This window comes from Streptomyces sp. NPDC040405, from assembly GCF_055595765.1.
In genome coordinates this window covers 725,140-738,950 of sequence record NZ_JBVIVI010000002.1, presented here as the reverse complement: position 1 = coordinate 738,950, position 13,811 = coordinate 725,140, and the positions used below count along the sequence as shown (strand labels likewise).

The 13,811-nt window shown below is 72.4% G+C and carries 16 protein-coding genes; 2 read left to right on the top strand and 14 right to left on the bottom strand.

The features are described 5' to 3' along the window. Positions 1–144 precede the first annotated feature (144 nt). Entirely contained in the window at positions 145–906 is a 762-nt protein-coding gene (locus tag ACZ59A_RS10715; RefSeq protein ID WP_468051626.1) for an isoprenyl transferase, read from the bottom strand. Positions 907–1,254: 348 nt separating this feature from the next. Beyond that, positions 1,255–2,055, bottom strand: a complete 801-nt coding sequence (locus ACZ59A_RS10710; RefSeq protein ID WP_470956300.1) for a prepilin peptidase — start codon at positions 2,053–2,055, stop codon at positions 1,255–1,257. Between the two features lie 90 nt (positions 2,056–2,145). Here ACZ59A_RS10710 and ACZ59A_RS10705 point away from each other — a divergent pair, with 90 nt between their 5' ends. Both ACZ59A_RS10705 and ACZ59A_RS10700 read left to right on the top strand, forming a co-directional pair. Continuing rightward, the gene (locus tag ACZ59A_RS10705) at positions 2,146–2,529 is read left to right on the top strand and encodes a DUF192 domain-containing protein (protein WP_470956297.1); all 384 of its coding nucleotides are present in this window, start codon (positions 2,146–2,148) and stop codon (positions 2,527–2,529) included. 54 nt (positions 2,530–2,583) lie between these two features. After that, positions 2,584–2,994: a cold shock domain-containing protein gene (locus ACZ59A_RS10700; RefSeq protein WP_470956294.1), complete on the top strand. Its 411-nt coding sequence runs from the start codon at positions 2,584–2,586 to the stop codon at positions 2,992–2,994. A 13-nt stretch (positions 2,995–3,007) separates the two neighbouring features. Here the strand turns inward: ACZ59A_RS10700 and ACZ59A_RS10695 are convergent, their stop codons facing one another. The 12 genes from ACZ59A_RS10695 to cpaB form a co-directional block, all read right to left on the bottom strand. Next, positions 3,008–3,496: a universal stress protein gene (locus ACZ59A_RS10695; protein WP_470956291.1), complete on the bottom strand. Its 489-nt coding sequence runs from the start codon at positions 3,494–3,496 to the stop codon at positions 3,008–3,010. A 7-nt stretch (positions 3,497–3,503) separates the two neighbouring features. Next, a complete protein-coding gene (locus tag ACZ59A_RS10690) occupies positions 3,504–4,796 on the bottom strand; it encodes an SLC13 family permease (protein WP_470956288.1) in 1,293 nt (430 codons plus the stop codon). Between the two features lie 396 nt (positions 4,797–5,192). Continuing rightward, complete coding sequence (locus ACZ59A_RS10685) at positions 5,193–5,804, bottom strand: OmpA family protein (protein WP_470956285.1); 612 nt, start codon at positions 5,802–5,804, stop codon at positions 5,193–5,195. Positions 5,805–5,812: 8 nt separating this feature from the next. Continuing rightward, entirely contained in the window at positions 5,813–6,400 is a 588-nt protein-coding gene (locus ACZ59A_RS10680) for a hypothetical protein (protein WP_470956282.1), read from the bottom strand. Between the two features lie 45 nt (positions 6,401–6,445). After that, entirely contained in the window at positions 6,446–7,126 is a 681-nt protein-coding gene (locus ACZ59A_RS10675; RefSeq protein ID WP_470956281.1) for a pilus assembly protein TadG-related protein, read from the bottom strand. Positions 7,127–7,134: 8 nt separating this feature from the next. Then, positions 7,135–7,299, bottom strand: a complete 165-nt coding sequence (locus ACZ59A_RS10670) for a hypothetical protein (protein ID WP_199830888.1) — start codon at positions 7,297–7,299, stop codon at positions 7,135–7,137. A 273-nt stretch (positions 7,300–7,572) separates the two neighbouring features. Beyond that, positions 7,573–8,466, bottom strand: a complete 894-nt coding sequence (locus ACZ59A_RS10665; protein WP_470956278.1) for a DUF5936 domain-containing protein — start codon at positions 8,464–8,466, stop codon at positions 7,573–7,575. An 11-nt stretch (positions 8,467–8,477) separates the two neighbouring features. Further along, on the bottom strand, positions 8,478–9,416 hold the full coding sequence (locus tag ACZ59A_RS10660) for a type II secretion system F family protein (protein ID WP_470956275.1): 939 nt from the start codon (positions 9,414–9,416) through the stop codon (positions 8,478–8,480). Positions 9,417–9,421: 5 nt separating this feature from the next. Next, entirely contained in the window at positions 9,422–10,813 is a 1,392-nt protein-coding gene (locus ACZ59A_RS10655; RefSeq protein WP_470956272.1) for a CpaF family protein, read from the bottom strand. Further along, a complete protein-coding gene (locus ACZ59A_RS10650; protein ID WP_470956270.1) occupies positions 10,810–11,253 on the bottom strand; it encodes a TadE/TadG family type IV pilus assembly protein in 444 nt (147 codons plus the stop codon). Before ACZ59A_RS10650 ends, ACZ59A_RS10655 begins: the two co-directional genes overlap by 4 nt. 14 nt (positions 11,254–11,267) lie before the next feature. Then, entirely contained in the window at positions 11,268–13,028 is a 1,761-nt protein-coding gene (locus tag ACZ59A_RS10645; RefSeq protein ID WP_470956267.1) for an AAA family ATPase, read from the bottom strand. 61 nt (positions 13,029–13,089) lie between these two features. After that, the gene (gene cpaB / locus ACZ59A_RS10640; protein ID WP_468051170.1) at positions 13,090–13,794 is read right to left on the bottom strand and encodes a Flp pilus assembly protein CpaB; all 705 of its coding nucleotides are present in this window, start codon (positions 13,792–13,794) and stop codon (positions 13,090–13,092) included. Positions 13,795–13,811 lie beyond the last annotated feature (17 nt).

Sequence of the window (13,811 nt, the reverse complement as noted above, 5' to 3'; positions counted from 1 at the left end):
CTCCTGGGGAGAGAGCCGCCGAGAACGCGATGTGGACCCGACCAGGCAGGCGGTTGGGAGGCGGTTCGTTCTCACGGGTGTCGGCGCGCGGCGTGTTTCCCCCCCCCCCCCCCGGCCGGTGAACTGTCTTATGCGATAAGGCGATTAGCTGCCGTAGCGGCGGCCCCGCGCCGCGTAGTCACGCAGGGCGCGGAGGAAGTCGACCTTGCGGAAGGCCGGCCAGAAAACTTCGCAGAAGTAGTACTCCGAATGGGCACTCTGCCAGAGCATGAAGCCCGACAGCCGCTGCTCGCCACTGGTGCGGATCACCAGGTCCGGATCGGGCTGGCCGCGGGTGTACAGGTGCTCGGCGATGAGGTCGATGTCGACGACCTCGGCCAGCTCCTCGAAGGACGTGCCCTTGGTGGCGTGGTCCAGGAGCAGCGAGCGCACCGCGTCGGCGATCTCCTGGCGGCCGCCGTAGCCGACGGCGACGTTGACCAGTATTCCGTCGATGTGCTCCGTGTCCCGCTCGGCCTCCTTGAGGACCGACTGGGTGTGGGAGGGCAGCAGATCCCGGTTCCCGACGTGGTGCACGCGCCAGCGGCCGTCGGAGGCCAGGTCGCGCACGGCGCCCTCGATGATGTTCAGGAGCGGCTTCAGCTCCTCCTCGGGGCGGTCCAGGTTGTCGGTGGAGAGCATCCACAGCGTGACGACCTCGACGTCGGTCTCACTGCACCAGCCCAGCATCTCCCGGATCTTGCTGGCGCCCGCCTTGTGACCCTGCTCGGTGGTGCCGCCCGAGGCGCGGGCCCAGCGGCGGTTGCCGTCGAGGATGACCCCGATGTGCTTGGGCACCTGGTCGTGGTCGAGGCGGCCCTCCACCCGGCGTGCGTAGAGCCCGTACACCAGGTCGCGCAGTTTCACGTCTTCCAGCCCCTCAGTGCTTTGCATGGCTCGCCATGGCTGTCCGCCCCAAGGGCAGCACCCTACTGCGGGGCGGCGGGGGTGGCTAACCGAGCCGGTCGGACGGGGTATCGGAGCATCGCACAGACGTCCGTACGACTCATGCGACCCCCTGCGCTGTCACGGTGCGTGACGGCCTGTGCGGGCTGGGTTCCGCCGCGGCGACGCGATGACCCCGTAATAGAGCGGGCCGGTCCGTGGGGGGGAGTACGGACCGGCCCGAGGGGGGGTTTCCACCATAACCCTTCGTGAGCGGTTGTCCATGCATCGGCGGGGTGAGGATGTGCGCGGCGCGGACATCGTGGGGCGTCACCCGGTGCCGAGCGCCCCCAGTACCAGCCCCGCGCCCGCCCCGAGGATCATGAACGGGCCGAACGCGAGTGGTGTCCCGCGGCCCGCGCGCCGCGCCAGGACCAGGGCCATCGCGTACAGCGACCCCAGCAGCACCCCGGCGAATCCGCCCCAGAAGAGCACCGCCCAGCCGTACCAGCCGAGGGCCACGCCCAGCGTCAGCGCCAGCTTGACGTCGCCGAAGCCCATGCCGCGCGGGCTGATCAGGAACAGCAGCAGATACGCCCCGCCCAGGACCACCCCGCCCAGCAGCGCCCGCGGCCAGGACCCGGCGCTGTGCGGCAGCAGCGCGGCGCCGCCGAGCAGCACCGCTGTGGCGCCCGCCATCGGCAGGGTCAGCACGTCCGGCAGCCGGTTCACCGCCCGGTCCACCCCGGCCAGCAGCACCGCGGGCGGGGCGAGCAGCAGCCACACCGCCAGCTCGGGACGTGCCCCGGCGGCCGCCGCCAGGGCCGCGCACACCAGCGCGGTGAGCAGGGCGGGGAGCAGCGGGCCGGGCCCGTACGAGCCTTCTCCCCCGTACCCGCCTTCTCCTCCGTACCCGCCTTCTCTCCCGAACCCGCCTTCTCCCCCGCCGCAGCGCGGACAGCGGGCGCGGCCCAGCCAGCCGCGGGCCGGGCCGGTGAGCGCGTGCCCGCCCGGGCAGTCCGCGCGCCACGGCTGCCCGGTGTCGACGGCCAGCCGGTACAGCGGACGCGGCACCAGCAGCCCGGCGGCGGCGCCGTAGGCGGCGGCGAGGGCGATCAGCAGCGGTTGCACGGCCCGAGCCTACGGAAGTGGCGGCCTCGGAGAACCCCTCGGTGGAACACTCATCCCAAGGGTGGACGACGGGTGGGGAAGGGGACGGGCATGGGCCGCTGGCGGGACGGCACCGGAACGCTCCGCGGACCGGACGGTGTCGACGTGCCCTTGGAGATCGCCGCCTCCTACCGCGCCCGGGCCCGCGGGCTGCTCGGCCGGGACGGGCTGACCGGCGCGATCCTGCTGACCCCCGCGAGCGGGGTGCACACCTTCCGGATGCGCTTCGCCATCGATGTCGCCTATCTCGACCGCCGCCTGACCGTGCTGGCCGTCACCACCCTGCGCCCCGGGCGGCTCGGGCTGCCGCGGCCGCGTGCGCGCCACGTTCTGGAGGCCGAGGCGGGGGCGATGGAGCGCTGGGGCCTGCGGCGGGGCGCCCGGGTCGCGGTTGACCCCGGCCCTTCTTCGGCTCAACCGCCTTATGTACGCTGAGCTCGGCTTTCGATGGTGTACATGAGGTAGAGGTACAGGGGTAGGGGTGGCACGTTGACGACGACGGGCAAGATTCTGCGGTTCGACGAGTTTCGCGGTTACGGCTTCATCGCCCCGGACGACGGTGGCGAGGACGTGTTCATGCACGCGAACGACCTTCTGGACGAGAAGCACCTGTTCCAGCCCGGTTCGAAGGTGCGGTTCGTCCCCGAGTACGGCGACAAGGGCCCCAAGGCGTCCGAGGTCCGCATCCTGGAGCGCTCCGCGGCCCCGATCGTCCGGTCCTCCCCCGCGCCCGACTCGGGCGACGACACGATGTGCGACGTGCTCTCGGTGGCCGAGTTCCGGCAGGAGCTGACCGAGACGCTGGTCGACATGGGCGGCAGTCTGACCGCCGACCAGATCAAGCAGGTGCGGCGGCGCGTCATCGAGCTGGCCCAGGCGCACAACTGGATCGAGTCCTGAGCCACCCGTCCGCTCAAGGCGGCGGTGGCGGCAGCGACTCGATGCCGGGCGCGGCCGCGGGCCACACCAGCAGGACCGCGCAGGGCGCGTGATCCACGACGAACCGCGCGGCGGGCCCCAGGCTGTGCGGCCCCAGCCGGTCGCGGTCCCCGTCGCGGGCGCAGACGAGCAGGTCCACCCCGTCCGCCTCGCGCACCACCTCGTGTTCGACCCGGCCGTGCCGGTGCAGCCGCGTCACGGGCCGGTGCAGCCGCTCGGCGGCGGCGTCCAGCAGCTCGGACGCGGCGGTCTCGGCCAGCTCCTCCAGCTGATCCCCCGGGTCCCGTCCGGGGCGGCCCCGGCCCAGCAGCCCGGCGAACGCGCCGTGCGCGGCGCCCGCCACGTGGTCGTCGGTGACGTACAGCAGGCGGATCTCGGCGTCGGCGTCGGCGAACAGATGGTCGCGGGCGGCGTCCACGGCGGACTGCCAGGTGCCCTCGGCGATCCAGATGAGCACGATCATGAGTTCCTCATAGCGTCGCCAGCATGGCCCATAGCGCCACCGTCGCCGCCACCAGCGTGGTCGGCACGGTGAGCAGCCCGAGGCGGGTGAACTCGCCCAGCCCGGAGTCGGCGTCCGCCCCGTGGTGGCGGACGATACGCCGCCACAGCAGCGTGGCCAAGGAGCCGACGTAGGTCAGATTCGGGCCCAGGTTGACCCCGATCAGCACGGCCAGGACCGGTCCCGGGCCGCCCTCGGCGGCGATCGGCAGCAGCGCCAGCGTGGCGGGCAGGTTGTTGACGAGGTTCGCCAGCACCGCCGCGACGGCCGCGATGGCGAGCAGGGTGGGCAGTCCGGTGCCGACGGGCAGCACCTGGGACAGCGCCGCCTCCAGGCCGTTGTCCAGGACCGCCTGCACCACGACGCCCAGGGCGAGCACGAACAGGCAGAACAGCGGGCCCGCCGCGCCGATCACGCCCCGTACGGTCGTCGTCCGCCGCCGCACCGCCCGCACCGCGAGCACCAGCGCCCCCGCCCCCGCGGCCCACGCGGGCTCCAGCCCGAGCAGCGACGTCACGACGAACCCGGCCAGGGTCAGCCCCAGCACGGCCAGCGCGAACACCGGCACCCGCGGCCACTCGGCGGGCGGCGGCTTCGTCGTCCCGGCGGCCAGGTCCGCGGCGAAGAAGCGGCGGAAGACCAGGAATTCGATGGCGATGGACACCAGCCAGGCCGGGGCCATGACCAGGGCGAACCGGGTGAACGAGAGCCCGCTCGCCTCCAGCGCGAGGAGGTTGGTGAGGTTGGAGACCGGCAGCAGCAGCGACGCGGAATTCGCCAGATGGGTGCAGGCGTAGACATGCGGCCGGGAGCGGGCGCCGAGGCGGGTCGCGGTCGCGAACACCACGGGGGTCAGCAGGACGACCGTCGCGTCCAGGCTCAGTACGGCGGTGACCAGCGCCGCCACCGCGAACACCCCGCCCAGCAGCCGGTCCGTACGCCCCCGGCAGGCCCGGGCCACGGCCTGCCCCGCGGCCTCGAACACCCCCTCGTCCGCGCACATCTGCGCCAGCAGCAGCACGGCCGCCAGAAACCCGACGACGGGCAGCAGGCTCCGCGTCTCCGCCCACGCCGCCGCCGGTGTCACGGCCCCGGCCCCCACCACGACCGCGGCCGCGGGCACCGCCGCGACGGCCTCGGGCCAGCCGCGGGGCCGCGCGACGGCGAACGCCAGCACGGCGAGGAGGAGGGTGACGGCGAGGATCTCGGCGACGGTGGTATTCAGGGGAACTCCCGCGCGGGGTGGGGCAACGTGCTCCATGATGCGGCACGGCTCCGCCGAGGCCTTTCCCCCACCCCGCCCCTCCCCGACCCGGGTCTCCGCCCCGCACCCCGGTGGGGGCTCCGCCCCACACCCCCGCTCCTCAAACGCCGGAGGGGCTGAGTGGTACCGCCCAGAGGGGCTGGGGGTCGGGCATCGGCTCATGGGAGGGGGCCTAGGAGCGGGCGCAGCAACGAGGGCTGGGGCGCGCCTCAGCGCACGGGCGCGACAGCCCCGGCGGGGGCTGGGGCGCAACCCGATTGGGTCCGGGGCACAGCCCGGTTTGGTCCGGGAGCGCAGGCCCAGCGGTGGACGGGGCGCGGCGGGGCCGCCCCTTGGGCGGGGTCCGGGGGCGGAGCCCCTGGTTCGGGAAGGGGCGGGGTGGGGGAAGAGCCGCTAGCCGCCACGGGGGAAGCTGACTTCCACTCGGCGGTTCTTCTTGCGGCCGTCCTCCGTGCCGTTGTCCGCGATCGGGTACTGCTCGCCGTAGCCGCGGATCTGGTACGAGACGGACGGGTCCAGGTGCTCGGCGAGACGCTGCTGCACGGCATTGGCCCGCTCGCGGGACAAGGTGAGGCCGTGGGCGGCGGAGCCCAGGTTGTCGGTGAAGCCGAAGACCCGGACGCTCTTCGCGTCCTGCCGCTCCGCCTCGTCCGCGATCTGCTGGATGCGGGCGTTCGCGTCGCTGCCGAGCTTCGCGCTGTCCTTGCCGAACAGCACCTCGGCCTGCAGGGCGAAGCTCACCTTGGTGTTGGTGTCCTCGCGCCGCTCGTCGCCGTCGTCCGTCTCGACGACCGACTTGATGTCCAGGACCCGCCCGGCCGCGAGCTTTGCGCCTTCGGGCATCCGCAGATCGGGGTCTTTCGCGTCGATCTTGAGGGGCGGCCTGGTGTCGGCAGGGGCGCCGGGACCGCTGTCCGCGTGCGCCGGAGTGGTGAGAACGAGCGCGAGGGCGGCCAGGACCGGGCCGTACCGTACGCCGCGGCGGGCTGTCACACGTGTCGTCATGGCGGGGCTCACCCGGAGAGCTTGATGCTGACGGACGGCATCGTCGGGAGCTGGAAGTCGACCTCTGTGACGCTCTTGGGCGGGGCCGGGAACTGCGCGAAGAACGGGCGGCTCTCGTTCTGCTTGATCCCGGAGAGCCCCGTGGTGCACAGACACTGGCCATCGGTGTCCCGGAGCACGAGATACCGCTTCTTGCCCTTCCCGTCGACGAGGGACGCACCCGACACGGACGAACGGGACTTGGCCAGCTCCACCTCCGTGGAGCGCCAGTCGACCGGGTTGAACAGCATGCTGCCGCGGTTGGTCACCGTCCCGTTGACGGTGACGAATCCGCCGCTGTCACGCTCCGCGGAGTGGAGGGTGACGACGATGTTCTTCGGCCCCTTCATCTCGCCGATGACCTTCTTGGAGTCCGCCGCGGACTCCGTCTCGCCTTGCTCGTCGTCGGTCTTGGCCGCGGTGGACTTCTGCGGGGAGCCGTCCTCCTTCCCGCCGTCGTCGCCGCTGCCGCACCCGGCCACGGCGAGGGCCAGGGCCGCTCCGAGCGCCGCTGCGGCAGCCCCCCTCCGGGCCTTCGTCGTGTGCCGAATGCTCATCGCTCGCTGTCCTTTGCTCGTCTACTCGTCGGTCGCTCAGGTCGCTCAGTCGGCAAGGTGCACGGAGAACAGGTCCTTGACGTCCGGGAAGAGCTCCGGGTGGGCCGGGTCGATGGTCACGGCCCTGCCGTCGCACATCAGGTCGATGGCGGGCTTCTCGTCCTTGCCGTCTCCGCCTTCCTCGCCGCCGTCGTCGCCGTCGTCATCGCCCGTCGGCGTCGGCCTCGGGGTGGGCGTCGGCTCGGCGGGCGGCTGGAGCGTACAGCGCGGACCTATGACCGCCTTGGCCTCCGCCGTGGCGTACTTGCTCTCCGTACCGGGGATGACGGTCTTGCCCACCGGCTTCTGCGTCTTGACCCGCACGGTGAAGGAGGTGGGCAGATAGTCCGGACCCTGGCAGTCCGTCACATCGGCCCCGTTCTCGCCCGCGAACCACTGCGCCTCGTCACACGCGCCCGTACCACCGATCCCCCGCCCGTTCAGCAGGTCCTCCAGCGCGCTGCCGTCCGTCAGGGCCTCCAGCAGCGCCGTGCCCAACTGGTCGCGGTAGTCCTGGGCGGCGGCGAGGGCGGCCGCGTCGGCGGCGGTCTGTCCGCCGTTGCGGGTGGCCCCGGCCTGGCCCACCGCGAAGAAGACGAGGGCGAGGAAAAGCAGGGCCGCTACCGCGGTGATGTAGATCGGGAAGGCCTGCCCGGTGTCACTTCTCAGGTCTCTGCGGACCGTCACGGGGTCGGTCAGATGCCGACGACCTGAGAGATCTTGTCGGAGATCGCATTTGCGATCATGCTTCCGAAGTCCGTCGTCGACAGCACCAGGACGATGGCGACCACCACGGCAATGATCCCCAGGTACTCGATCGAGGTCTGCCCCCGGTCGTTCCCCATAACGCGCTTCCCCATCGTGTTCCCCTCCATGGGTGGCCGTCCCACTCTGGTCCGGCGACTCAACCCCCGTGGTGTCGCTCGCGACACGAGCAAAGTACGCCGAAACAGCCGCCACGGAACAGTGTCCCAGGGGGCATTGCCTTCCCGATACACGGTGTTCGAACCCTGTGCGCGGACGTCCGCCGCCGCGGCTCATCCGTCTCACCCCCTCCCGCCGCCGAGGAGTTCACCGTCGACGACTGTCCCACACCCGATTGCGATCGCGAAGCATATTCGCCCAAATGACCGTCAATCTCCCGTGATCGAACCGAAGTCCGTGCCGGAGCCGATGAAGAAGCCCGCGATGAGCAGCACCATCGTCCCCGGCACCATGAAGGTCGTGATGACCATGGTCGCCTTGGGGACGGCGCGGGCGGCGCGGCGGCGGGCGTTCTGAGCGTCCGTGCGGCGCATGTCGTTCGCGATGGCGATCAGCGTCTCGACGATCGGAGCGCCCAGTTCCTCGCCCTGCTGAAGCGCCGTGACGAACTGGGCGACCTGTTCCGAGTCGTTCCGCTTCCGCAGTTCTTCGAACGCCTGCCGTCGGCTGACCCCCATGTCCATTTGCCGAAGTGTGATGCGAAGTTCATCCGCCCACGGACCCTCGTACTTCTCCGACACCCGGTCCAGCGCCTGCCGGAAGCCCAGTCCCGCGCTCACCACGACCGCCAGCACGTCCAGGAAGTCGGGCAGGGTCCGGTCGATCGCGTCCTTCCGCTCCCGTACCGCCGCCCAGATGCCGACCTCGATCCAGAACAGGCCGAAGGCGACGAGCAGCAGGGCCAGCAGCAGCTGACCCTTCAGAAGCATCACCAGCGCGCCGCCGAAGCCGAGCGCCCCGTACACCGCCCGGCGGGCCGCGTACCGGTCGACCGTCAGCCCGCCCGGATGGCCCGCCAGATCGATCCGGCGGCGCACCCGGGCCACCCGCTTGTCGCCCATCAGCCGCAGCACCAGCGGGGCGTAGCGCATGCCGAGCCGGTCGACGGCCGAGCCGACCGCGTTCGTACGGGTCGCCCCGACCTCCAGCGCGACCGCGAGGTCGCTCGGCAGCCTGGCCTCGCTGCGGTACAGCGCGATGCCGTACGCGATGCCCGCCACCGCGAGCCCGGCCGCCAGCGCCAGCAGCAGTCCGAAACCCATGCGAGGTACCCCTAGACGTCGATCTTCGACATGCGGCGGATGAGGAAGAAACCGATCCCGTACAGGGCGAACGCCCCGATCACCGCGGCCTGCCCCCAGATGGACGCGGTCATGCGGTCCAGCGAGCCCGGCGCGATCCGGTTCATCAGCAGCAGCGTTCCGATGCCCATCAGTGGCACCACATACGCGGTGACGGTCACCTGGGAGAGCTGGGTGCGGACCTCGCGGCGGGTCTCCTTCCGCTCCTCCAGCGTGTGGGTGAGGTTGCGCAGCGAGCTGACCACGGTCCCGCCCGCGCGGTTCGACAGCACCAGCGTGGTGACCAGCACCACCAGCTCCCGGGACGGCAGCCGCTCCGCCAGCTCACCGAGCGCGTCGTCGACCGAGTGGCCCACCGCCAGCTTGGCGGAGACCTTGGACAGCTCCTCGCCCGCCGGTGCCTCCATCTCGTCCGCCGCCATGCTCAGCGCGGTACGCAGCGCCAGCCCGGCCTGGGTGGCGTTGGCCAGGATCCGGGACAGCTCGGGCAGCTGGTTGATGAACCGTTCGATCCGCTTCTGCCGCTGCCAGCCCAGGTACCCGAACGCCGACCAGACGGCGATGACGGCCGCGATCGGGCCGAAGAACGACGCCAGCAGCGACGCCGCCACCAGCCACAGCCCGGCCGCCGCGGCGGCCGTGTAGACGAAGAACTCGCCGGGGGTCACGTCCAGGCCCGTCGCCGCCAGCCGCAGCTCCAGCCGGTGCCCCAGCGAGGTGGTGCGCAGCCGCCGGTCCACGCGGGCGAAGCGGCGGGAGCGCCCGGACGCCTCCGCCGCCCCCGACTCCGACAGCCGGTCGATCAGCGCGCGCTGCCGGTCCGTGCCCCGGGCGTAGGCGTGCACCCCGGCGACGCCCAGCGCGCCGCACACCAGCGTCGTGCCGAGCGTCAGCATCGCGAGCCGGTCCATGGCGCTTACCTCCCGTCCCGCGCGCCGTACGCGCCCATGTCGCCCTTGTCGTCCCTGCCGTACGCGGCGCCCCGCGTGGTCAGCTGCGCCGGGAAGGCGGCCACCCCGAACGCGGGCGGCACCGCCTCACCGGCCATCCGCAGCCGCTCCGCGACCCGCTCCGGGAGCGGGAAGTACGAGAACCGCCCGTGCACGATCCGGTCCGCGCCCATGGGCTGGGCGTCGAAACGGCAGACGGTGGCGATGCGGTACTCCTCGTGGCCGTGGCTGTCGAGGAGCGCGATCTCGTTGATCCGGCGGGATCCGTCGGCGTGCCGGACGAGCTGGACGATGCAGTCCACGGCGCTGTTGATCTGGTCGCGCAGCGCCTCGTACGGGATCGCCACGTCGGACATCGAGGCGAGCGTCTGGAGCCGCATCAGCGCGTCCTCGGCGCTGTTGGCGTGGACGGTGGCGAGCGAACCGTCGTGGCCGGTGGACATGGCCTGCAGCATGTCGAGGGTCTCGCCGCCGCGCACCTCGCCGACGATGATGCGGTCGGGGCGCATCCGCAGCGAGTTGCGGACCAGGTCGCGGATGGTGATCCGGCCCTTGCCCTCGACGTTGGGCGGCCGGGACTCCAGCCGGATCACATGGGTCTGCTGGAGCTGGAGTTCGGCGGCGTCCTCGACGGTGATGATCCGCTCGCCGTCCGGGATCAGCCCGGAGAGGGCGTTGAGCAGCGTGGTCTTTCCGGAGCCGGTGGGTCCGGAGACGACGACGTTGAACTTGCCCCGCACCAGCGCCGCCAGGAGCAGCAGCATCTGCTCGTCCAGCGTGCCCATGCCGATCAGCTCGCTGAGCGTGTAGGCGCGCGGGAAGCGGCGGATGGTGAGGGTGGCGCCGGTCAGCGCCAGCGGCGGGATGATCACGTTGACCCGCTCACCGGACGGCAGGCGGGCGTCGACCATCGGATTCGACTCGTCCACCCGCCGGTTGACGGTGGAGACGATGCGCTCGATGGTCTGCATCAGCTGCTCCTCGGACGCGAACCGGACGGGCACCAGCTCGACCCGGCCCGCCCGCTCCACGAAGATCTGGTCCGGTCCGTTGACCATGATCTCGGTGATGGAGGCGTCCTCCAGCAGCGGTTCGAGCACGCCGAGGCCCAGCGCCTCGTCCACCACCCGACGGATGAGCTGGGACCGCTCCCCGGTGGACAGCACCGGGCCCTCGCGGCTGATGATGTGGCCGAGGACGCGCTCCAGCCGGGTCCGGCGCTCGGCGGCGGCCAGCGAGGACATCTCGGCGAGGTCGATCTCCTCCAGCAGCTTGGCGCGGTAGACGGCGACGAGATGCCCGTCCTGGCGGCCCTCCGCGGGCACCTCGGGCGCGTTGATACGGGCCCGCAGGCTCATGGCTGCCCTCCCGCCTGAAGGTCTCCGTCGTCGCACGGCATGGTGGCGCTCCTCTCCGCGCTGCCGAAGTCGAAGCCGGGGATGACCGAGGGGATCTCCACGGTCGCGGTCGCCCGCGCCTCGCCGCCGCCACAGCTGCCGTCGCTGATGTTCGTCCCGTCCGCCAGCCAGCCGCTGATCGCCGCCTTCCCGGCGGCGTCCGGGGTGCCCGGTTCATCCAGCGAGCCCGTACGCGCCGCCGCCCGCGCCGCCGTGCCCGCCTGCTGGACGGCGTACGCGGCGATCCCCAGCTGGACGGCGGCCAGCGCGACGAGGATCAGGATCGGCAGAAAGCCGAGGAACTCGATCGACGCCGAGCCCCGGTCGCGCGGAGCCGCCGGTCCGACCGGGGGGCCCGGCGTGCGCATGGCATCCGCGGCGGGGCCGGTCCGGTGCGTCATCGCTGTACGTCCCCTCACTGCCCCGCGCCCGCCAAGTCGCCCTCGTCGGCGGCGCCCGCCGAACCGGTCACCGTCCAGGGGAAGTCGGCGGCGCCCGGGAACAGGATCGGGACGGTCAGCTTCACCGTCGACCGGTACACCGTGCCGTCGCCCGCGCCGGGGCAGTCGATGTCGGCGCTCCACGAGCCGGGGATGTCGTCCTGCGCGGCGGACTGGCAGGCGGCCGGGCCCCCGGCCGCGCCCGCCCGGGCTCCCTTGTCGGCCGCGTTGCCCGCGAGCGAGTACGTGTAGCCGACGAGCACGACCTGCCAGACGACCGCGAGCACGATGAGCGCCAGCGGCAGGACGCCGATGAACTCGACCGTGACCTGGCCGCGGTCGCCGCCCCGCTTGCGCAGGAAGCGGCCGGTGGCGGACGGGGGGATCTCGTTGAGCGCGTCCGTCCCCGGGCCCGTGTCGCCCCCGCCGTCACCGTCGTCGTACGGCCCCGCCCCTATGGCACGGCGCCGCCGCGTCCCGGGCAGCGAGCGGTCGACGCCCTGGGCGTGGCCGCCGCCGCTCCGGTGGGGGGTGCGGCGGCCGGGCGGGGGCGTGCCGGGGGTGCCGCCCGCCAGGCCCAGTTCCCCGGCGAGCCCCCACAGCGCCTGCTTGACGGCCGACTTGGCGTCCAGATCCTGCATCCGCCCCGAGTCGACGGCGGGCTGGAGCTCCTTGAACCCGGCCGGGATCGCCGTCCGCGCCACCGTCGTACCCGTGGCGCGCGCGACCAGCTGCGGCTGGATCTCGGCGCTGCGGGTGTGCCGGTTGACGACGGTCACGGTCTCCTCCGCCTTGCGGACCTGGAGCCGGTCCCACAGCCGCACCATCCGCTTGGCGGCCCGCACCGCGACCACGTCCGGGGTGGTCACCAGCAGCGCGGTGTCGGCCTGTTCGACGATGGCCGCGCCCGCCGAGGTCATCTGCGTACCGCAGTCGACGACGACCAGCTCGAACCGGGTCCGCAGGGCGCCGACGACCTGCCGGGCCGCCCGGTCGGTGACCTCCTCGCCGCGTTCGCCCTCCCCCGGCGCGAGCAGCAGCCCGAGCCCGGTGTGGTGGGTGAAGACCGCGTCCTGCAGGACCCGCGGCGAGATGTCGGTGATCTGGGCCAGGTCGGCGATGGAGCGCCGGAACTGGACGTCGAGGTAGGAGGCCACGTCGCCGGACTGGAGATCGAGGTCGACCAGGGCGACCGTACGGCCCGCCGCGCGCGCCGCCAGCGCGAGCTGCACGGCGGTGACGGTCGTACCGACCCCGCCCTTGGCGCCCGCGACGGCGACCAGCGTGCCGCCCGGCCCGGTGGCGGCCACGTCGCCGCCGCCCCCGAGGTGGCGCCGTACGCCGGTGGCCCACTGGGCGGCGGCCTGGACGCGGGCCGCCAGCTCGTCGTACCCCAGCGGTATCCCGGCGATGCCGCGCGCGCCCGCGTCCATGGCGGCCGAGAACAGGGCCGGTCCCGCGTCGCCGGTGATCAGCACCACGCCCACCGCCGGGAAGCGCAGCGCGACCTCGCGGATCAGCTCCAGGGCGGGGGACGGGCCGATCCGCTCATGGACCAGGACGACCTCCGGCAGCTCCTCCAGCGAGGCGGCGGCCAGCGCGGCGAGGGTGTCCAGCAGCCGGGTCGAGTCGCCCACCGGCGCCGACGGTTCGACGCCGGGCAGCTGGCCGAGCAGCCCGCCGATGGCGCGGGCCGCGTCGGGGTCGCCGACGGCCGGGAGGATTCTGATCGTCACCGCGGCACCTCCTCACTCACGGGGATCACAGGGATCACAGGGATCACGGGGGTCACGGCGGTCATTTGTCGCCGTCGAGGGTGTAGGTGCGGTCGCGCTGCGACACGGCAGGGTCGCCGCCGGGGCCGATCAGCGCGAGCCGTACGTGCGAGGCGAAGGACTCGGCGTACGCGACGCGCTGCGCGTCCTTGGTGTCGAGCGCGAAGGTGATCGGCACGGCCTGGTCGACGCGCCGTTCGTCGTCCTCGTCCGGCTTCAGCGCGGACAGCTTGCCGACGTCGATGACCTCCGCGTCGTCGACGATCAGCTTGGAGACCGACGCCTCGCCCTGCGCCTTGCCCTCGAAGGTGGCGTAGATGTTGACCTTCGCACCGGGGGTGATCTTGCCCGCGACGCCGGTCGCGGCGTCGATCATGATGGCGATCTCCTGCTGCCCGGCCTTCAGCGCGGGCCGGTTGGCGACCATGTCCGTCTGGAGCAGCGATCCCTGGCTGAGCTTGGTCGCGGCTATTCTGCCGCGCACCTCGGAGAGATCGGTGACGGCGGTGGAGGGCACCCAGCGCTCGGGCATCGACACCTTCTCGAAGTCCCCGGCGTCCAGGGCCTCGTACGCGTCGATGTTCCCCTTCAGCTTGTACGCGGTCGTCTCGGGACCGACCTTCGATTCCACGTCGTTGACGACGGAGAGCACCCCGGCGAACGCGCCACCGGCGCACAGGACCGACAGGACCAGCAGGATGACTCCGCGGCGCTGGCGAGAATTCATGGACGGACAACCTCGTA